Annotated in this window: 18 protein-coding genes; 6 read left to right on the forward strand and 12 right to left on the reverse strand. The window is 45.7% G+C overall.

Annotated features, from left to right (window positions below):
* Nucleotides 1-50 precede the first annotated feature (50 nt).
* The 6 genes from AC58VC_RS11115 to gpr form a co-directional block, all read right to left on the reverse strand.
* On the reverse strand, nucleotides 51-491 hold the full coding sequence (locus AC58VC_RS11115; RefSeq protein ID WP_497368808.1) for a DUF3679 domain-containing protein: 441 nt from the start codon (nucleotides 489-491) through the stop codon (nucleotides 51-53).
* Between the two features lie 52 nt (nucleotides 492-543).
* Nucleotides 544-1,770, reverse strand: coding sequence for a stage II sporulation protein P (spoIIP, locus tag AC58VC_RS11120; protein ID WP_497368809.1), 1,227 nt, complete (start codon nucleotides 1,768-1,770; stop codon nucleotides 544-546).
* 284 nt (nucleotides 1,771-2,054) lie between these two features.
* Nucleotides 2,055-2,222, reverse strand: coding sequence for a hypothetical protein (locus AC58VC_RS11125; RefSeq protein WP_497368810.1), 168 nt, complete (start codon nucleotides 2,220-2,222; stop codon nucleotides 2,055-2,057).
* On the reverse strand, nucleotides 2,194-3,171 hold the full coding sequence (locus AC58VC_RS11130) for a TIR domain-containing protein (RefSeq protein ID WP_497368811.1): 978 nt from the start codon (nucleotides 3,169-3,171) through the stop codon (nucleotides 2,194-2,196). The genes AC58VC_RS11125 and AC58VC_RS11130 overlap by 29 nt, the downstream gene beginning before the upstream one ends.
* A complete protein-coding gene (locus AC58VC_RS11135) occupies nucleotides 3,168-3,641 on the reverse strand; it encodes a nucleotide-binding protein (RefSeq protein WP_497368812.1) in 474 nt (157 codons plus the stop codon). The genes AC58VC_RS11130 and AC58VC_RS11135 overlap by 4 nt, the downstream gene beginning before the upstream one ends.
* A gap of 133 nt (nucleotides 3,642-3,774) precedes the next feature.
* Entirely contained in the window at nucleotides 3,775-4,773 is a 999-nt protein-coding gene (gpr, locus tag AC58VC_RS11140; RefSeq protein WP_497368813.1) for a GPR endopeptidase, read from the reverse strand.
* 196 nt (nucleotides 4,774-4,969) lie between these two features.
* Here gpr and rpsT point away from each other — a divergent pair, with 196 nt between their 5' ends.
* The gene (gene rpsT, locus AC58VC_RS11145; protein WP_145657043.1) at nucleotides 4,970-5,221 is read left to right on the forward strand and encodes a 30S ribosomal protein S20; all 252 of its coding nucleotides are present in this window, start codon (nucleotides 4,970-4,972) and stop codon (nucleotides 5,219-5,221) included.
* A 75-nt stretch (nucleotides 5,222-5,296) separates the two neighbouring features.
* Here the strand turns inward: rpsT and holA are convergent, their stop codons facing one another.
* The 3 genes from holA to AC58VC_RS11160 all read right to left on the reverse strand — a co-directional run bounded on the left by holA (nucleotide 5,297) and on the right by AC58VC_RS11160 (nucleotide 8,296).
* Entirely contained in the window at nucleotides 5,297-6,316 is a 1,020-nt protein-coding gene (gene holA, locus AC58VC_RS11150) for a DNA polymerase III subunit delta (protein WP_497368814.1), read from the reverse strand.
* Between the two features lie 217 nt (nucleotides 6,317-6,533).
* Nucleotides 6,534-7,751 (reverse strand): anti-sigma factor family protein, encoded by a 1,218-nt coding sequence (locus tag AC58VC_RS11155; RefSeq protein ID WP_497368815.1) that lies wholly within the window; start codon nucleotides 7,749-7,751, stop codon nucleotides 6,534-6,536.
* Entirely contained in the window at nucleotides 7,748-8,296 is a 549-nt protein-coding gene (locus AC58VC_RS11160; protein ID WP_145657049.1) for an RNA polymerase sigma factor, read from the reverse strand. Before AC58VC_RS11160 ends, AC58VC_RS11155 begins: the two co-directional genes overlap by 4 nt.
* 380 nt (nucleotides 8,297-8,676) lie before the next feature.
* On the opposite strand from AC58VC_RS11160, the gene AC58VC_RS11165 reads away from it, so the two are divergent.
* Genes AC58VC_RS11165 through AC58VC_RS11180 form a run of 4 tightly spaced genes read left to right on the forward strand, consistent with a single transcriptional unit; the run spans nucleotide 8,677 to nucleotide 12,682 of the window.
* On the forward strand, nucleotides 8,677-10,191 hold the full coding sequence (locus AC58VC_RS11165; protein WP_497369020.1) for a spore germination protein: 1,515 nt from the start codon (nucleotides 8,677-8,679) through the stop codon (nucleotides 10,189-10,191).
* A 6-nt stretch (nucleotides 10,192-10,197) separates the two neighbouring features.
* Nucleotides 10,198-11,307 (forward strand): GerAB/ArcD/ProY family transporter, encoded by a 1,110-nt coding sequence (locus AC58VC_RS11170; RefSeq protein ID WP_497368816.1) that lies wholly within the window; start codon nucleotides 10,198-10,200, stop codon nucleotides 11,305-11,307.
* Nucleotides 11,297-12,490, forward strand: a complete 1,194-nt coding sequence (locus AC58VC_RS11175) for a Ger(x)C family spore germination protein (RefSeq protein WP_497368817.1) — start codon at nucleotides 11,297-11,299, stop codon at nucleotides 12,488-12,490. Before AC58VC_RS11170 ends, AC58VC_RS11175 begins: the two co-directional genes overlap by 11 nt.
* A 6-nt stretch (nucleotides 12,491-12,496) precedes the next feature.
* Nucleotides 12,497-12,682, forward strand: coding sequence for a hypothetical protein (locus AC58VC_RS11180; protein ID WP_497368818.1), 186 nt, complete (start codon nucleotides 12,497-12,499; stop codon nucleotides 12,680-12,682).
* 39 nt (nucleotides 12,683-12,721) lie between these two features.
* On the opposite strand, the gene AC58VC_RS11185 is transcribed toward AC58VC_RS11180, so the two are convergent.
* The 3 genes from AC58VC_RS11185 to AC58VC_RS11195 all read right to left on the reverse strand — a co-directional run bounded on the left by AC58VC_RS11185 (nucleotide 12,722) and on the right by AC58VC_RS11195 (nucleotide 16,556).
* Nucleotides 12,722-15,250, reverse strand: coding sequence for a DNA internalization-related competence protein ComEC/Rec2 (locus AC58VC_RS11185; RefSeq protein WP_497368819.1), 2,529 nt, complete (start codon nucleotides 15,248-15,250; stop codon nucleotides 12,722-12,724).
* 109 nt (nucleotides 15,251-15,359) lie between these two features.
* Nucleotides 15,360-15,872 carry a deoxycytidylate deaminase gene (locus AC58VC_RS11190; protein ID WP_497368820.1) on the reverse strand — a complete coding sequence of 171 codons (513 nt, stop codon included), beginning with the start codon at nucleotides 15,870-15,872 and terminating at the stop codon, nucleotides 15,360-15,362.
* 87 nt (nucleotides 15,873-15,959) lie between these two features.
* Nucleotides 15,960-16,556, reverse strand: coding sequence for a ComEA family DNA-binding protein (locus AC58VC_RS11195; RefSeq protein ID WP_497368821.1), 597 nt, complete (start codon nucleotides 16,554-16,556; stop codon nucleotides 15,960-15,962).
* 172 nt (nucleotides 16,557-16,728) lie between these two features.
* Between AC58VC_RS11195 and comER the strand changes: the two genes are divergently transcribed.
* A complete protein-coding gene (comER, locus tag AC58VC_RS11200) occupies nucleotides 16,729-17,568 on the forward strand; it encodes a late competence protein ComER (RefSeq protein ID WP_497368822.1) in 840 nt (279 codons plus the stop codon).
* Nucleotides 17,569-17,573 lie beyond the last annotated feature (5 nt).

Consider the following 17,573-nt stretch of genomic DNA (forward strand, 5'->3'; position numbering starts at 1 on the left):
CAAATAATTTTCATTATAGCAGTTGTGGGAAGTTGCGGCAATGTACACCCCTATCCTTTGCCAAGTATAGCGTCAAATATCGACACGAACAGCTTAATTCCATGATGCGATGCTATCTGCAGCAGGTCTCCGAGTTTATTGCCCACATGATTCAAAGAATTGTCGTGATCAGCTACGGGATCTGTCGTCTTATCGGTTTCAGACTTTGCGGTTGAGGTTACACCTGTATTTGCTTTTACTCCCGTATCACCTTTGGGGGCTGCGGATGGGGTTGCCTTCCCAGCGGTTCCAGCTGCCGTAGTGGTCGTAGCAGTTGCCGCTGTCCCCTTACCCCCTGGCTTTACTGGCTCTTGAGCGGTGGCTTTAGCCGAAGGCTGAGGACCTTGTATGCGCTCCATCCCGCTGGATGCTAAGCTGACACCGAATAAAATGCAGAACAGCAGCAGCAATCCGAACAAGCTCACCTTAATATAAAAGCGCCTCAGCTTCATGATAAAACCTCCTTTAAATTTCATGAAATTACTCCAAATTTCTTCAACTAGCTTAGGATTGTTTAGGACTTGTAGCCGGAGCATCCACTTTCTTAGCATTCAAAATCACTTCTGAAATCGCTTCGGCCAGCCAATCTGTAGTTCGGTAGCACTCCTCCAGTGAATTGTAAGGACCGCCTACCTCAATCAATATATTGTTTGGCGAAAAGTTCTGATTGTATAAGCCATTGCCTTCACTAGCTTCCTTGGCATGGATTCCTTTGGAGATTCCAGGATGTTTAGCTTCCAATACTTGATGAATCTTGTTGGCGAACTCTTCATTTTTCTTCCAATTTGGATTCTTTCCGCCGATTATGAAATACACCTGTGCGTAATCCTTGCCATCAATTGTGGCGGTTGTTTTATTACGGGCAGCCGAGTCGCGATGGAGATCGAAATAGTACTGTAAATCAGGATGCTTGACGGCTGCTTCCTGCAAAGTCTTAAGGGAATATTTATAAGAGTATGGATATTCGAAATTTTTAACCGTGCTTGGATAAATGGTCTGTGAATGAACCGCTCCAATTCCGTCTTTTTCAAGATTCTGCGCTAGGCGTTGGCCGACAGAAATGATATTGACTTTGTCGCTGTAAGCTTTGTCCGGATCCGTAACACCCTTGAGTTCAGGCAGGAAAGATTCATTGCTATGAGTTTGATAAATGAAAGCCACATTGTCTCCTGCTGATTTGGGCGGCTGACCGGTTTGACTAAGGACTGGCGTTGTAGTTCCTGTAGGTGTAGGTTCAGGTGTTGGGCTCGGGGGATTCTTGGCCTCTGCTTCCAGATTCGTGGAAACGGGGTTGTAATCAACAGGATCGCTCGGGTTCGCTTCGCTTCCTTTGACCAGAACAGTTGATTTGTTGGCATCCATACCTGGAACTTCACTGGCCACCAAACTTTTCGGATCGCTTGGATTAATGTCCGTCAGGAACTGGAAAGCAAAATGAAAGACATTATGCTGAGAGAACGTAAATTTCTTCTGGTCTTTATTTAGATGAGGCACTTCCATGCCGAGCATATCGATAAAAAATTGATTTGTGACGGACGCGGCTAAACTTTTCATCGACGAAACCGGCGAGGTCGTTATGACTTTATTCTGCAGATAGCCCCCTACACCAACTAGAACAAAAATGGCTAACGTTGCTGCACTGAGAATAAAGAACGTTTTTCCGACGGAACTGGCGCTCTGAAACGTTTTTCGAACATGGCTGAGATTGAGTGTGGCTGAAGTCCATTTCATAGTCTGATTCCTCCTAAACTATCTTAATTCAATCTATGAAACGAGCCCCGTCGATAGAACCCGAAACGATAGATTTTTTTGATAGTCTAGTGAGTAGAAAATAAAAAAAGCGTCAGCGATCAAGTCTCTGACACCTTTAGGTGGTCCTGAGATCCGCGGGAACGCTCCATTGCTCAGAAACTGCAGTTATTCACTCTTGAACATCAATAAAGTGCACCCTTAGGCTAGGCTTATTGAAAAGAAAAAAGAACCCCATTCGGGGTTCTTGGATCTTCCATATAAAATTAAGCTAGGGATTCGAAATCGAATGTTCCTTTGGCTACGATTGTTACCCCACTTGGTTTATTTAAGACTGTGGGGCCGTTATATGTTTTGAGCAAGCTCTTATCGGTAGCTTTGTGTGTACTTTTGGCGGTTAGTCGGTTACGAACTTTCTTCATGTGCTTCAGCATAGAGAATCCTTCCTTTCACAATGGATTTGAGTGAAGACACGAGCTTCGCATTTCTTTCCGATAACTCCATCATGACTTGATGGTGATTGCGCTGCGGTATATCCGCTCTTGTTTTGAAATGTATGGAGGAAACGATCGTTGGATGCAGCTTCACGCAATATATATATTCAAACTCGCCGTCTTCTTTGTCCTTGGCTCGCCCGAGGTAGATGTTCGTATCTTTGCCGCGGTAACATTCCGCTAGGTAGCTGGTAGGGTCATTCACGTTAAAGCTGTGATTATTGCTCACCTGTCCCGCACGGCCAAACTGCTGTAAAGTAACTCCGTCATCAAGAAGTTCAAACAAGGTTGCAGCCGTCACTTCTTGAAGCTCAATTATACCACAATTGGTATCAAATGTCTTATGGAATTTGTCTAGAACACGGTCATAATCCACGTTTGAGACACTCAGAGAATCCAGCGCATCAAAGAGGAAACTGCGGATGGCATCATTTTTTTTCAAATCCGATGGCTTTACCCTTTTCTTGTGTGCAGCAATGCTGCTCTTCATCGGATACAGATGAGGACCTGCCAATTCCCCGATCTCTCTATTCATTTGCGTGTCATCGAGCCGCAGCGGGCTGTAACCTTCGAGATAATCAGGCAGCTCGCCATCGCTAGACATCACAATAAATGTCCGACTATGCCCTAGTTCACCAATACAAAGACCAATGAGTACCAAGAGATTGGCATAGGTCACCTCATGCTGCATGTCCTCACGAGTCAAAATCAGCAGTGCAAAATCTGTTTCTTCAATATGCTTTTTGAGCATCTTTAATTTATGCTGGGATGCCGTCAGGACGCCTTGGTTAATAACGGTGACATCAGCCGATGAAGCTAGCTGCGATTGATAGAATTCCGCCCATAGTAGACTTGCAGACGAACAGCCAATAAAAATTTTAGGTTTCATTTGATTCTCAATCCTAACTCCTTCAGCATTCGTTTCACGGTATAGGTGGCCGGTCCAAGACCCGCCATCAAGCCTGAAGGATGATCGGCCTTAAAGGTAAGCGGTGTCAATCCTAAAAGGTCACTGGCAATATGTAAGTCTTCTTTTTCCGGAATCAGAAAATAGGTTCTTTCTAGGCCAATTTGTCCGATGAATAAACCGAGTTCCAGGATAACGTTATCACGAACGGTGCTGACCACTGAATCTCTCAATAGCGTTAAATCATTTGGTTGAAAGACAAAGATAGCAAAATCACTTGCTTGAGCCTGCTTAATTAGAGGGGCTAGTGTTGTATGTGAAGGCGGGAATAATAACTGACTCCAAACTGTGACATCACAGGAAAAATGGAGGTTAGACTGCAAAGCCTCTGCTACGTCAATGCTTTCAGCAGACGACCCAATGAATAGCTTTGCCAGCTGCGAACTGCTCACAGAACCACTTCCTTATTTTATGGTGATCGTCAGTTACTTCGACGTCTGCCATCTTTTTCCTTCCAGTTCGAGCTATAAATAGGCAAAAGAAAGAACTGTTTCCACGATGATCGCAGAGACAGTTCTGGTTAATTCAGTGTGTATAAGCCGCTACATTCTCGACGCCTACCGCATCGTGCAGAGCAGCATTCAAACCGCTCGCAATAATATTGGCAATGTCCTCAATAAACTGGTCAATCTCCTTCGGAGTGACTAACAAATCATGGCCTACAGGATTCAGCACTTCTTTGACGAGCTGAAGGCGCTCCTCTTCATGAATATTGTCCAGCAGCCCAAGGATCTGTCCCGTATTGTTTGTCTGTTCGCTAAAATGCTTTTGCATGAGGTCGAAAGCATTATTGACTATCGTCGAAGCATAAACAACCGTGGGGACGCCAATTGCAACGACTGGAATACCAAGGTTCTCCTTTGTTAGCCCTTTGCGCTTATTGCCGATACCAGAACCCGGATGAATGCCTGTATCCGCAATTTGGATGGTCGTATTTACCCGATCGAGCGATCTGGAAGCCAGCGCATCGATCGCGATGATGAAATCAGGCTTGGATTTTTCAACAATCCCGAGCACGATATCGCTGCTTTCAATCCCTGTTGTTCCTAGTACTCCGGGAGCTACCGCACTGACGGGACGATAACCAGGACTTACATCCTCAGGCATCAGTTCAAAGTAGTGCCGAGTGACCATAATATTCTCAACAACAAGGGGTCCGAGCGCATCGGGTGTAACATTGGAATTGCCTAGCCCGATTACGAGCGCTTTGGCGTTCTGAGGAATTCCGATATCCCGTAAAAACTGCTCAAATTCCTGAGCTAGCTTCGTCGCTACGCGGTCCTGCAATTGGCTGTCTTTTTCCCGTAGTGCAGGAACTTCTATTGTTATATAATGTCCTAATAGTTTACCAAGGGCTTTGGAACCTTCTTCGTTTTTCACATTGATTTTAGTAACGCGTATCCCATTTTCACGAGTCGACTCCTGTTCAATACCAGGTATCGGCTGCCCTTGATTCGCTGCATGAGCCATATCCCTTGCATCTAGCGCAAGATCTGTATGTGTTGTGAAAGAGCTTAAGTCCATAGAAGTTCCCCTTTCTGAGGTGCATTGCATCTCTTAGTGTGTGACGAAATGGAGGCCGCTATACAAATGCAAAAACCACTGAAAACCTATTGACAGGTCTTGCATTTTCAATAGTTGCATGGTAGAATACTTAAAGTTGTCAGCAAACATACAAATGTAACGTTGAACCGTGTTTTGTAAGTAGGAGGTGAATTTCATGCCAAACATTAAATCCGCTATTAAACGAGTAAAAGTTAGCGAAAAGCGCCGTCTTCGTAACGCTTCCCAAAAGTCCGCTCTGCGTACTGCTGTGAAAGCTTTCGAAACAGCTGCAAGCCCAGAAGCTCTAATTAACGCTTCCAAAAAGTTAGACAAAGCAGCTTCTAAAGGTTTAATCCATAAAAATGCCGCTAACCGCAAGAAGTCCCGTCTGGCTAAAAAGCTGAACGCTCTTACGGCCCAAGCGTAATACAGGACATAAAAACAAAAGTCCAGTTCTCTTCGGAGAATTGGGCTTTTTTCCTTTCATGAGAAAAAAAACTTCCTAGGCAGCCAGCCTAAGAAGGAACATTTCTAAACCTAGCACTTTATCAATTTTCCCAGTCTTCATCTGAAAATCAAGATCAGCCAGCTGGGACATAATAGCGCTCAGTTTCTCAATATTATATTTACGTGCCTGACCTTCAGCCACCTTCACCGCGAATGGATGCAGGCCAATCTGAGACGCCATTTGCTGCTGGGAATATCCTTGTTTGCTAAGCTCTTTGACCTGCAGCATGATGCGAAATTGCCTTGCAATAAGTGCGGCTATCTTAATCGGCTCTTCCCGCTGCTTCAGCAACTCCTCCAAGATGACGAAGGCACGCTCCAATCTCACATTCACAATGTCTTCTATAAGAATGAAAACGTTCTGCTCTGTGCTTCGAGCGACAAGCTGGTCAATGACATCCGTTGTAGCCTCGCTTCCGGCTCCCACATATAAGGAGATCTTCTCGATTTCTGCCGATAACGATTGTAAATTGCCGCCTGTATACAGAATCAGTTGGTCCGTTGCTTCCCCAGTAAACGAGAACCCCCGCTGGCGCGCCCTAGCAGCCACCCATTGCTGCAGCTCCTCAGGACTAAGTGATAGAAAGGGAACTGCCGCCTCCATGTCTTTGAGTGCTTTTACGATCTTTTTGCGCTCGTCTAATTTATCCGCGTCTACAGTAAAGACAACAACAGTGTGCTCGGCAGGCGATTTCAAATAGTCGGTTAGACGATCTAAGTGATGCTCAATCTTCGTACTTTCCTTGGCTCCTGTAAAAAACAGCGCGTTTTTGGCGATGACAAGCTTCTTAGGCACCATGAACGGAAGCGTCTCCGCATCTTCAAGTACGGAAGAAAGTGAGATCTCGCTCAAATCGAATTTACTCACAGCAAATTCTTTATGCTCCGGCTCAATGAGTGAATCTGTTAACACCTGAATGAACTCTCTCATTTTATATTTCTCAGGACCGTAGCACAAATACACGGGTGCTTGCCGACCTGCTTGTATATCTTTCAATGCTCTCTTTGCGTCCATAGATGGCGTTCACTCCTCGCCTTCATTTTACCAACAACAAAGGGATTACGTCAAAGTCCTAAGACCTTGAAATAATCCCTTTGTCTGTCTATTTAAACACCGGCTCAAGGCTCTAGAAACCTTAGACCGTGTGGGCGAACCCCATAGCATGCTCCTGCTTCCCTTTTGTATAACATACGCAAGAGCCCTTCTAATGGTGCGTTCATTTCAATCTTTTTTAAGGAGATTCTTCCTTCTTGAGCTTCACATCGACACGAATCGTGTGAAGTGTACCCTCGCTTTGGACTTGATAAAATAATTTATCATCCTTCGTCCAATCCACCAATGTAATCTGATCCTCAGGCTTCCAAACTTGCTTGGACTCGAATACAATTTCCAGAGTTTCGCTATTACGGATCACCACGTGATAATTTTCAACAGCCGCTGTCAATGTCCCTGTTGCTGACTTCTTAAAATTATCAGTGACCGGTACGGTCGCAGCAAACATGCCAGTTCCTGCATCACTCTCTGTCCCTCTTTTTGCATTAGGAGTTGGAGTAGGTGTTGGTGAAGGCTGTGTAGTTGCTGTCTTCTGATCATTATCCGCTTTATTAGTAGCAATAGGGGCTGGATTCGGATTCGTTTGATTCTGACCCGCTGCTTTCTGCTCATTGCCGCCTGCTGGATCTGGATCTTTCATGCGTGCTGGCTCTGAAGTCGAAGGACCCATGCGGGATGTATCCTTGGAGTCCAACGGCGTGGACGGACTGATTGTATCCGGCTTTTCTAGTGGTGCATTCGTTGTAGCTTGCGGTCCTGCTACACTTGACCCAGGAGGTTGTGACTCCTGACCCGCTCCCGAATTAGATGTAGAAGCAGCATCATTCGGAGCAGGTGATTCGTTAGCGCCAGGATGATCTGAAACTTTCTTCTGATCCGGGGCTTCTCGATTCAACTTCAACTCTGGGGCACCCGTTTCCTGATGCTCAGCTCCTTGGTTAGTTGCTGCCATCGGCACAAGCCCATCGGCGTTATCCAACACAGAATGCTTCATGTTAAAACCAAAGAAACCAATAATGAGTCCAGCGGCAACGACGCCACTTGCAAATTTCCAAGAAAACTGTGATCCTAATCGGCGTGTCCAAGGGAGTTTCTTGCGCTGTCCTTGTTCGATATGGCTAACTTCTGCGCTGAAGACAGCTGCCTTGTCGGTAATGGACGCCGCGGCTTCTTTATCAATCTCTGCTAGCTGCGGCAGAATGGCATCGACCAAGCTGTATGGAGGAACAACCTTCGGTAATTGGGCTAACTCACCCGACAATCTTTGTAAACGTTCAAACACTTGTACACAGTCCAAACAATAGGCTAAATGAGCTTGGAGCTCATCTTCCTCTTGCGAGTTCAGATCTCCATCCAGCTGCCTTTGCATAAGTTCCATCACCTCTTGACAATTCATCCCCGAACACCTCCTTTCTGATATTCTTGGAGCAACAATTGTAACTGCTGTCTAGCTCGAAATAAGTAAGACTTCACCGTATTTAGCGGTAAATTTAAAGATTCGGCAATCTCATGATACGAAAAGTCCTGCAAATAACGGAGTACAACAACAGACCGATGGTGCTCGGGAAGCTTATCGATTGCTTCACGAATATCTTTGGCTAAATAGCCAGACATAATTTCATATTCAACATTTTGCTCTGCAGTAAACGTCATATCATGCTCATCAATAGAAACCGTAGGTTTCGCCTTGCGAAATTTATCGATGCAGATGTTCGTTACAATCCGCTGTACCCACGTCTTAAACAACGCTTTTTCTTCGTATGAATTAATTTTGGTATAAATCCGAAGGAGCGCCTCCTGTGAAGCGTCAAGGGCATCTTGTTCATTATTCAAAATATAATAAGCGGTTCGATAGACGTGAGACTCAATTTCTCGCAATAGGGTAATGAGTGCATCACGATCACCGGCCTGAGCTCTTTTAACCAGTTCGGGTGCTACCACTGGGATCCCTCCCTCTTGCAATCTTACAGACGCAGCAACGTCTCATAATGTTGCAATATTTTAGAATAAAAAATATAAAGGCTGTTTGCAACTTCCAGAATAACAAACTTTCACGAATAAATACACTTCTTAGACGTAAAAGAAGCGTGTTAGTTTAATCCAATCGGATGAATTCGTTCATCCCCTTTCTGATTTAGGTCAAATTAATCTTCATTTTAAACTTTTTCCATAGTTCGGAAAGTACTATGTTTGCGTAGTACCTTACAAAAACCGTTTAATTCTAACTAAAGTGGTAAATATTACTGAGAAGCTACTTACTAAGCGGAGGACTTGCCGTGTTCAAACAATTATTCGGAAGAAGACGCATGTCTCACAGCACTATGACGAAACTGCAAGCAAACACATCTTCTTCATCAGATCATAAGGTTATGCTGCCGACCTTGCAGGATAACTTGAATACAATAAGAACGCTGCTGCATCAGCCTAGCGATCTCATTATCAGACAGTTTACGGTTGGCCAGGAAGAGTATCCTTGTGCAATCGTCTGCATTGATGGACTGGTAGATACGACGCTTGTTAATGAACAGCTCATTAATCCGATGCTTCATTCCGCCATCCAGCCTGTCAGCTCAGCCTTGGAACTATTAAATACACTGACACAGCAGATTTTAACTAATTTTAAGATCGAGACAGGCGAACTTCTGGATGAGGCACTCTTAGAGATTCTTTCCGGCAACACACTGATTTTATTGGACAGTCTATCCCAATATATTATTGTTTCTAGCAACGGTTGGAAAACGCGAGGCATTGAAGAACCGCAAACCGAATCCATCATTCGCGGGCCGCGGATCGGTTTCACAGAAGATTTACGAACAAATACCGCGATGCTTAGAAGACGAATAAAAGAAACGAATCTTGTTTTTGACACCTATCAAATCGGCCGAAGAGCCCGAAGAAAAGTCGTTGTCGCCTATATTGCTGATATCGTACATCCGGATCTAGTGAAAGAGGTTATACGGCGCATCAACAGTATTGATATCGACGATATCGAAGGTTCCGGTTATTTGGAGCAATGGATCACGGATAGCTTTCTGAGCCCTTTCCCTGTCATTTTGAATACAGAGCGGCCTGACAAAGTTTCTGGGGCTCTCCTCCAAGGGCGCGTCGCTATTCTAGTTGACGGCGATCCCTTTTCGCTCATTTTGCCGATCACGTTCTCCTCCAGCCTACAATCGCCTGAAGATTATTATCAGAACTGGCTGATATCTACGCTGACTCGTATTCTGCGACTAATATCTGCCTTTATTGCGACCTTCCTGCCAGCACTCTATATTTCGTTGCTTGAGTTTCATCACGGGATGATCCCTTCCAAGCTTGCTTTTTCTATCGCAGGGTCAAGGGAGGGTGTGCCGTTTCCAGCAGTCATTGAAGCATTCGTCATGGAATTCACGTTGGAACTGCTGCGAGAAGCAGGACTGCGTCTGCCCAAGCCCATTGGGCAAACGATCGGTATCGTAGGCGGTTTGGTCATCGGAGAGTCCGCAGTAGCTGCCGGCATGGTAAGTCCCGTCATGGTTATTGTCGTTGCCGTCACGGCCATTTCCTCTTTCTCGCTGCCGTCGTATTCATTTGCTATTTCACTGCGCGTGATGCGGTTTGGCATTATGTTAGCCGCAGCATTCCTTGGGCTGTACGGAGTCATTCTGGCTTATATCATGATCAACATCCATATCGTTAATCTCAAAAGCTTCGGAATCCCATACTCCACACCCTTTGCGCCTCTGTTCATCCGTGAATGGAAAGATCTCGTCCTGCGCGCTCCACTTCACTTCATGAAGAAAAGGCCGCAAATGCTTCAAACTAAAAATGAGGACAGAATGAAAACGAAGGAGTAATAAAGCATGAAGTCTTTTGAATACGGAGATAAAGAGATTAGCTTATTGGATATTTCCATAACAGTGACATCCATGATTATTGGGGTTGGCATCCTGATGCTCCCGCGCGAGTTGGCGAAAACAGTCAATGGCTCAGATGGTTGGATATCCATGTTCTCAGCGGGCATAATTGCCGTTGGAGTCGCTTGGATGCTCGCCAAGATTGCGACGAATTTCAGCACCCAAGGCTACTATGCATATGCCTCTGCCGCGGTCACAAAACCCATTGCCTTCGCTGCTGTTTTATTGCTATCACTCTATTTTCTCTCTTTTTGCGCTTTTGAAGTTCGAGCTATCGCCAATATTGCCAAACAATATTTATTTGAGACGACGCCTGTCGAGGTCATTGCTTTTGCATTTTTAATGGTAAACGTGTATGCCGTAAGTGGGAGCCGCGTAGGTCTTATTCGTTTAAATATCTTATTTATTCCGATCGTACTTTTTGTCACAGTAGCCGTTTTGCTCTTTAGCCTCGGTATGGTCGATGTGAAAGAATTAAAGCCATTTTTTACGACGGATTTGAAATCATTAGCTGAAGCCACGAAAACGACTGCTTTTTCACTGCTCGGTTTTGAAGTCGTCCTATTTTATATTACGATGATGAATCGCCCAAATGATGCCCCTAAAGCAGTCGCTATCGGTGTACTTATCCCTCTCGTATTATATACGTCCATCTATCTTGTCTGCGTTGGCGTTTTTTCTCAGCTCGCGCTGCCTGAAATTACTTATCCTGCCGTTGAGCTTGCGAAGGAAATGCAGATCCCAGGTGAATTTTTTGAACGGTTCGAGTCCATATTCTTTACGATTTGGATTATGGCTGTATTTACAACAACTGTAATGGCTTATGATTGCACGATTTATGGACTTCGGTCTTTGTTCGCCAAACCCAAGCACAAAACATGGGTATTTGTCCTTAGTCCGATCATTTATTTATTGTGCATGTACCCGAAAAATTTATCTGATTTTAGTAAAATAAGCTCCATCATTAGTTACTCAGGCATAGTGGTGAGCATTCTGTTTCCAATTCTTATTTATGTAGTGGCCAAGCTTCGGGGAGTGAAGAGCGATGCTGCCTAGAAAAATTGTGTGCACGCTATATCTCGGCTGTACATTGTCAATGCTGACTGGTTGCTGGGACCGTGTGGAAATTAATCAACGCGGCTTCGTAGTCGGAGTCGCTATCGACAAACCGGATGCGGACACCACAAAAAACCTATACAAAGGCACTTATCAAATGATAGTGCCTGGCGGCCTAAAGCAAAGCAGCGGCAGCAGCCAAGGCAGCAGCACAAATCCACATGCCGGGCAGGCTTATTTTAATATCTCAACAACAGAAAATTCGATGCCGGCAATAGCTGCCAGAATAGCGGGAAAAACAAGCCGTTCTCCTTATTTCGAACATTTAAGAATCATCATTATTTCTAGCGATGTGGCTAAAAACAAATCCAACCTTCCCAATATGCTGGATTTTTTTCTGCGAAATAGCGAAATGCGGCGAGGTGTCCAAATATTAATCTCGGATGGAAAAGCCTCGGATATACTCAATATTTTCCCAAACAACGAATCAACACCGATTGACTACATCTCCTCGATTGCCAAAAACAATCAAAAAACGAATTACATGCTTCCCGAATCCAGGATTGGCGATGTTCATGAATATTTAATCAAACATGAAAGCTTTGTTATCCAAACAATAAAGAAGGAAGATGGGGGCGTAACGCTAAACGGAAGCGCCTTACTTGATGGAAACACCAAGCAATTACTCGGCTTCTTGAACGGCGAAGAAACTCAGGGACTAAACTTTATTACGAAACGAGTGAAAGGGGGAATCATTGAATCCAACATGAATGATCAAACCGTGGGCTTTAAAGTAGAACGCGCAAACAGGACATTTAACGTCCAGCAAACAAGCCCTGGACATATGAAATTTACAATTAAAATCATTGCGGAAGGAACTTTGGACAAATCCATCATCAACGTCGATCCTTCTGACGGGAAAACCGTAGAAATGCTAGAGAAAAGCTTGGAAGACAAACTGACATCTACGACCTATAAAACGATAAAAAAATTGCAGCAATCCTACAAAAAAGACGCATTGGGACTAGGCCCTTATTTATTCCAAGATCATTATAAAATGTGGAAGCCGATTGCGGAAAATTGGGATAACGGAGAAAACTTGTTCACACAAGCAGAGGTCGAAGTACAAGTCAAAGTGATTATCCGGCGTATTGGCAATATTTTCGAATCAACAAAGGAGTAGTCAGCCATGTGGTCAACATTTTTAGGGATAATGCCTTCTGGATTGGTCTTGATCTGTACAATTCTAGCTTTTGCAGTACCACTTGGTACTTATCTCATTAATCAGCTCCTTCATAAAAACGGGGATCCGCCATGGAAGCAGCAAAACGAAACTGATCAGCAGCAATCAAAGACCCCAGAGGCCAATTCGTAAGCCGAATTATTTGGAGATAAGCGGGAAAGACGGTTGATTTCAGTCTATTTGATTGATTTTGGTACGTGAAACTATGCCATCCTTACGCACTTCTAACTGCACCTCTCCCATCTGGTCCGTTCGAAATACTTGCGTGCCCCTATTTCTTAAACGGTCCAAGACATCCGGAGCAGGATGACCATATAGATTTCCGGCTCCTACTGAAATCACAGCCGTTCGAGGCTTCCAATAATCCAACCATTCCTGCGAAGTGGAGTACTTGCTGCCATGGTGGGCTATTTTTAACACATCAAGATGATACGGCTCCTCCTTGTTCTCTTTGAGACGACTCAGGAGTGCCAGCTCCGAGTCCTTTCCCATGTCTCCAGTAAAAAGCCACTTCGTTCCCAGCATTTCCAGCAGGATTACGACGGAATATTCGTTTTGCTCCTCCACGACCTCTGCATGTCCCGCTGTCTCCACAAAGGGATATAGAACCCGTAGTCTAGTCACAGGATCTACTTGAATCCATTCGCTTTGTTCTCCAGCAAGCATTGGAAATTTCCGATCTATGGCTGTATGGAACAGTTTCTCTATCCCCTTATTCGGATTGTAGGTGCCGTTGAACAAAAATTGCTTAACAGGAATTTGTTCGATAATAGCCTGAAGCCCACCACTGTGGTCGGCATCTTCATGAGACAACACAAGCACATCCAACTGATGAACACCACGTTTTTTGAGCAAAGGAACCAGCAGTTTTTTTCCTACTTCGTAAGGATCTTTTCGCACTTTCCAACTCTCGCCAGCCTTGCTGAACGTAATTGTTCCTCCCCCATCTATCTGGAGATTTCGGCCATACGGTGTCCGGATTAAAATGGCATCCCCTTGACCCACATCCATAAATTGAACAAGTCCAGTCCTCTCGAGTCGATCAGGTGAATAGCCTATCCACAATAGAATAAGCAAACTTCCTACAGCTAGCCATAAGCCTATAAGCCTTTTCCCGCCTGATTGATCTTGTAAACGCTCTAACCTAATCGGGGGCTCATCCCTGTTAGCGAGAAGCCATCTCCGCCAAAGGCCATAAATCCCAATCAAGAGCAGATAATAAAAAACGATCCATGGCAAGCTCGGAGTGGGCCAAATCTGTTTAAATAAATGCAACTGCTGCAGCCTGTCTGTCGACCAAAAAATCGCTTCATTGAACCAAGAAATGAGCCAACCCATTCCTTTCCCTGCCGGTAAATAGAGAAGTCCCGCAAGGACAGCCACAATGCCAGCAGGAAAGACAGCCAAGCTGATAATTGGCACCAGAATGGCATTAGCCAACCAGGATAACAAGGAAAACTGATTAAAATAATAGATCGAAACGGGGAAAGAAACGAATTGCGAAACAAGTGTAATTGATGCTGTGTTTCTTAAAACAGATGAGGTAATCCACCCTTCTAGCAAATCATTTACACGCTGCACACCGAGAATAAGTCCAAGAGTGACGAGAAAAGAAAGCTGAAAGCTAACGTCCAGCAAGAAATAAGGATTCCACAACAGCATGATCCAGGCCACGATCGCCATGCTATGCAGCACATCCTTCGTTACTCCCTTCCTTGCCGCGTAAAGCGCCACCATGGCCATGAGTCCCGCCCTTACAATAGAAGGCGACGCCCCTGTCAGCAGAATGTAGAAGGGCAGCAACCAGAAGCATATGCGCAAATAAGTTTCTTTGGTTAGCTTTAAGCGTCGCATGCCCCAGAAGCAAACGCCTAGAAATACAGCAACATTCAAACCGGATATGGCTAAAATATGGGTCAGTCCCAGCTCCGAAAATTGCTGGAAGCGTTCTGGATCTAGATCGTCAGTCAACCCGATCAGCATGCTCTTCATGAACCCCGCCTGCTGCGCGGGGAAAATCTGGTCCATGCGGCGGCTGAGGCTCTCCCGCAGCATGTCGTTCCAGCGCAGCAGTTGAACTGCGCGGAAGCTCGCAGCCGCAGGCTGCACCTGCGCCTGATCCACCCCTTTGGCTAAAAGCTGCCAATGGGTGTGGTGAAGGCGCAGATATCGGCGGTAGTCGAAGCCGCCGAAGTTGCGTGCCGGGGACGGGCTGCGCAGCGTCCCCGTGAGCGTCAGGGCGTCGCCTCGGCGCCAAGCCGACGCCACCTCCTGCTGCGCCTGCGCCAGCAAGCGCAGCGAGACCTGCACGCTTTCCCCGCCGAGCGGGAAAGCGTGGTCCTGGAAGCGGACGGACTCCGCTTCCACGGTAAAGCTAGCCCTGTCCCCGTCAACGGTGACAGGGGAACTGAATCGGCCGAGCAGCGTGACTTCGCGGCCGTCCGGGTTTTCCTGCTGCGTGCGGGGCAGCAGGGCTGTGACGTTGCGCTGGTCGGTCCATTGGAAGTAGCCGTAGGCTACTCCGACCAGCAGGAGGGCGCACAGCGGCTGTCGGCCGGGCAGCCGCAGCAGGTGGATGACGACAATCGCGGCAAGCATTAGCACGCTCGTCGTCATCGACAGCCACGGCAGCTCGCTGTAGAGCGCGAGCACGTAGCCAGTTATCCACAGACAGCATCCTATAACAACTGGTCGTTTCATTTGAGCTTATTTCTCCCTTCAGTCTAAACAAAGAACCTCATTTCAGATGAGCCCTTTTGATAGGCTCCAGCTGAAATGAGGTTCTTCCTCAGTGTCTATTTAATTTGATCTAATTCACAACGTCAGATACTGTGCCGGGTGGAGGCTCGTACCCTTCCATACGGCGGAAGTTGATGCCTCTAGCAGTCATTAAATGACTAACTTTCTCGTGATCCTTCGGATAGCCGCGATGGAAAACAATCTCGGTCACACCGCTGTTTGCGAGCATATTTGCACAAGTCCAGCAAGGCTGATCGGTGACATAGACGGTAGAGCCCTCCCGATCCTCGCGATCTGTAAATAGCAGAAGATTTTGCTCGGCGTGAATGGTGCGGATACAGCGCTGTTTGCGCACCACTTCCTCAACATCCTCCACCACTTTCAGCTCGATTTCTTCCACAAGCATGCAGCCTGCTTCTGTGCAATCAGCTACCCCCATCGGAGCACCGTTATAAGCAGTTCCGAGCAGCTTTTTGCCTTGAACGAGCACAGCTCCGACGTGCCGTCGATTACATCTGGAGCGTGTGGAAGCCATATAGGCAATATCTAGAAAATAAGTGTCCCAATCTTTACGGACGCTCATCGTAAGCTCCCCCTCCCATGTGTCCTTTATATTCCTTTTTTCATTTCTAGTATTCTCTCATACTTCATCTCAAAATGAAAGAAAGGACTATGTTGAAGTTACGTAAACAAAAGGCTTCAGCTTTTCCAGCATTTTATCCCCAATGCCCTTCACCTCCGTTAATTCTTCAACCTTGCTAAATCTACCTTTTTCCATGCGGTAATCCAGAATTGCTCTTGCTTTGCTCTCACCGATCCCAGGCAAATCATTTAACTGCTTAAGTGTTGCAGTGTTCAAATCCAATAAACCATGAGAAGGCGACGGTGATGGACTCGCAATTGCTCTTGCGTTCGGGTTCGGATCTGGACTTCGGCTTGGGTCTGGGTCTGGGTTTGGGCTTTCTTTTAACTTCGAGGGCGGAGGTTCAGTGATGTTTGTAATTGAGGCAGCCGGAGACACACCTGGGGTGGGGGTTGCAGGGGTTACGGGGCTTGAATGAGTTGCAGGACTTGCAGATGCAGATGAGGCTGCCAGAGCTGTTTCCTCCCCTTCAACAATGAGAGCTTCTATTTGCGCATTCACGGGTTCAAACCCCGTCTGTATCATCGATGACCGCCCCCCTGCCACAAATGGCCATACGACAAAAACGGCAAAACAAACAACCATAGAAACATACAGAAATTTTCGATATCGAAGTACGATCACAAACTCCCTCCTAACATTGAAATTAAATTGCACAGTAAAAAAACATGCTAAACTTTCATAATGGCAAAGAAGCATGCATATACATGAAAAAGCATCCGAATGGCATCCAAAACTGACCCCGTTCTATAAATATTAATGAAAGTGACTGATTTTTTTCGGGAGGGATTACTAGATGAAAGCAGGATTCATCGGCACTGGGAGTATGGGAAGTATTCTGATTGAAGCATTCATTCATTCTGGGGCTTTCAATCCGGAGCAAATAATTGCAGGAAATCGAACGATTCGTAAAGTTGAGCTTCTTGCGGAGACATACCCTGGGCTTCTGGTAGCCCAATCGAATAGAGAAGTCGTGCTGGAGAGCGATATTATTTTCCTCTGTGTGAAGCCTTCTGAATTTAAAAAGGTTATTGATGAAATTAAAGAGGACTTGCTTCCTTCCCAATTCATCGTATCCATCACAAGTCCTGTGCTGATTAAGCATTTGGAAAGTCTTTTGCCGGCCAAAATAAGTAAAATCATTCCAAGTATTACGAACTATGTATTGAGCGGTGCTACACTCTGTATTCATGGTAATCGGATGCAACCTGAGGATAAAGAATGGCTTGAAAACTTATTTGCCCATATCTCGTCTCCGATACGAGTTTCTGAAAACTATACACGCATCTCATCAGACCTATCCAGCTGCGGTCCTGCATTTCTTGCCAATTTCATACAGTCCTTTATCGATGCAGCCGTTGAAGTAACAGGCATCTCCCCTGAAGAAGCAACTCTGCTTGCTAGTGAGATGACACTTGGAACAGGTAAACTGCTGACGACGGGCGGATTTAACCCTATGACCTTGCAAAAACGCGTCTCCGTGCCCGGCGGTATTACGGCGGAAGGATTGCGTATTTTGGATGAAGAGCTTTCCGGTGTTTTCTCCCGCGTTATCCGCGCTACGCACACCAAATATCAGGAAGACCTTGAGAAGACTGAGCAGCAATTAACAATCAAGCAGCAGTCTTCTCAATAGTCTTT

This window comes from Paenibacillus sp. J22R67, from assembly GCF_059692175.1.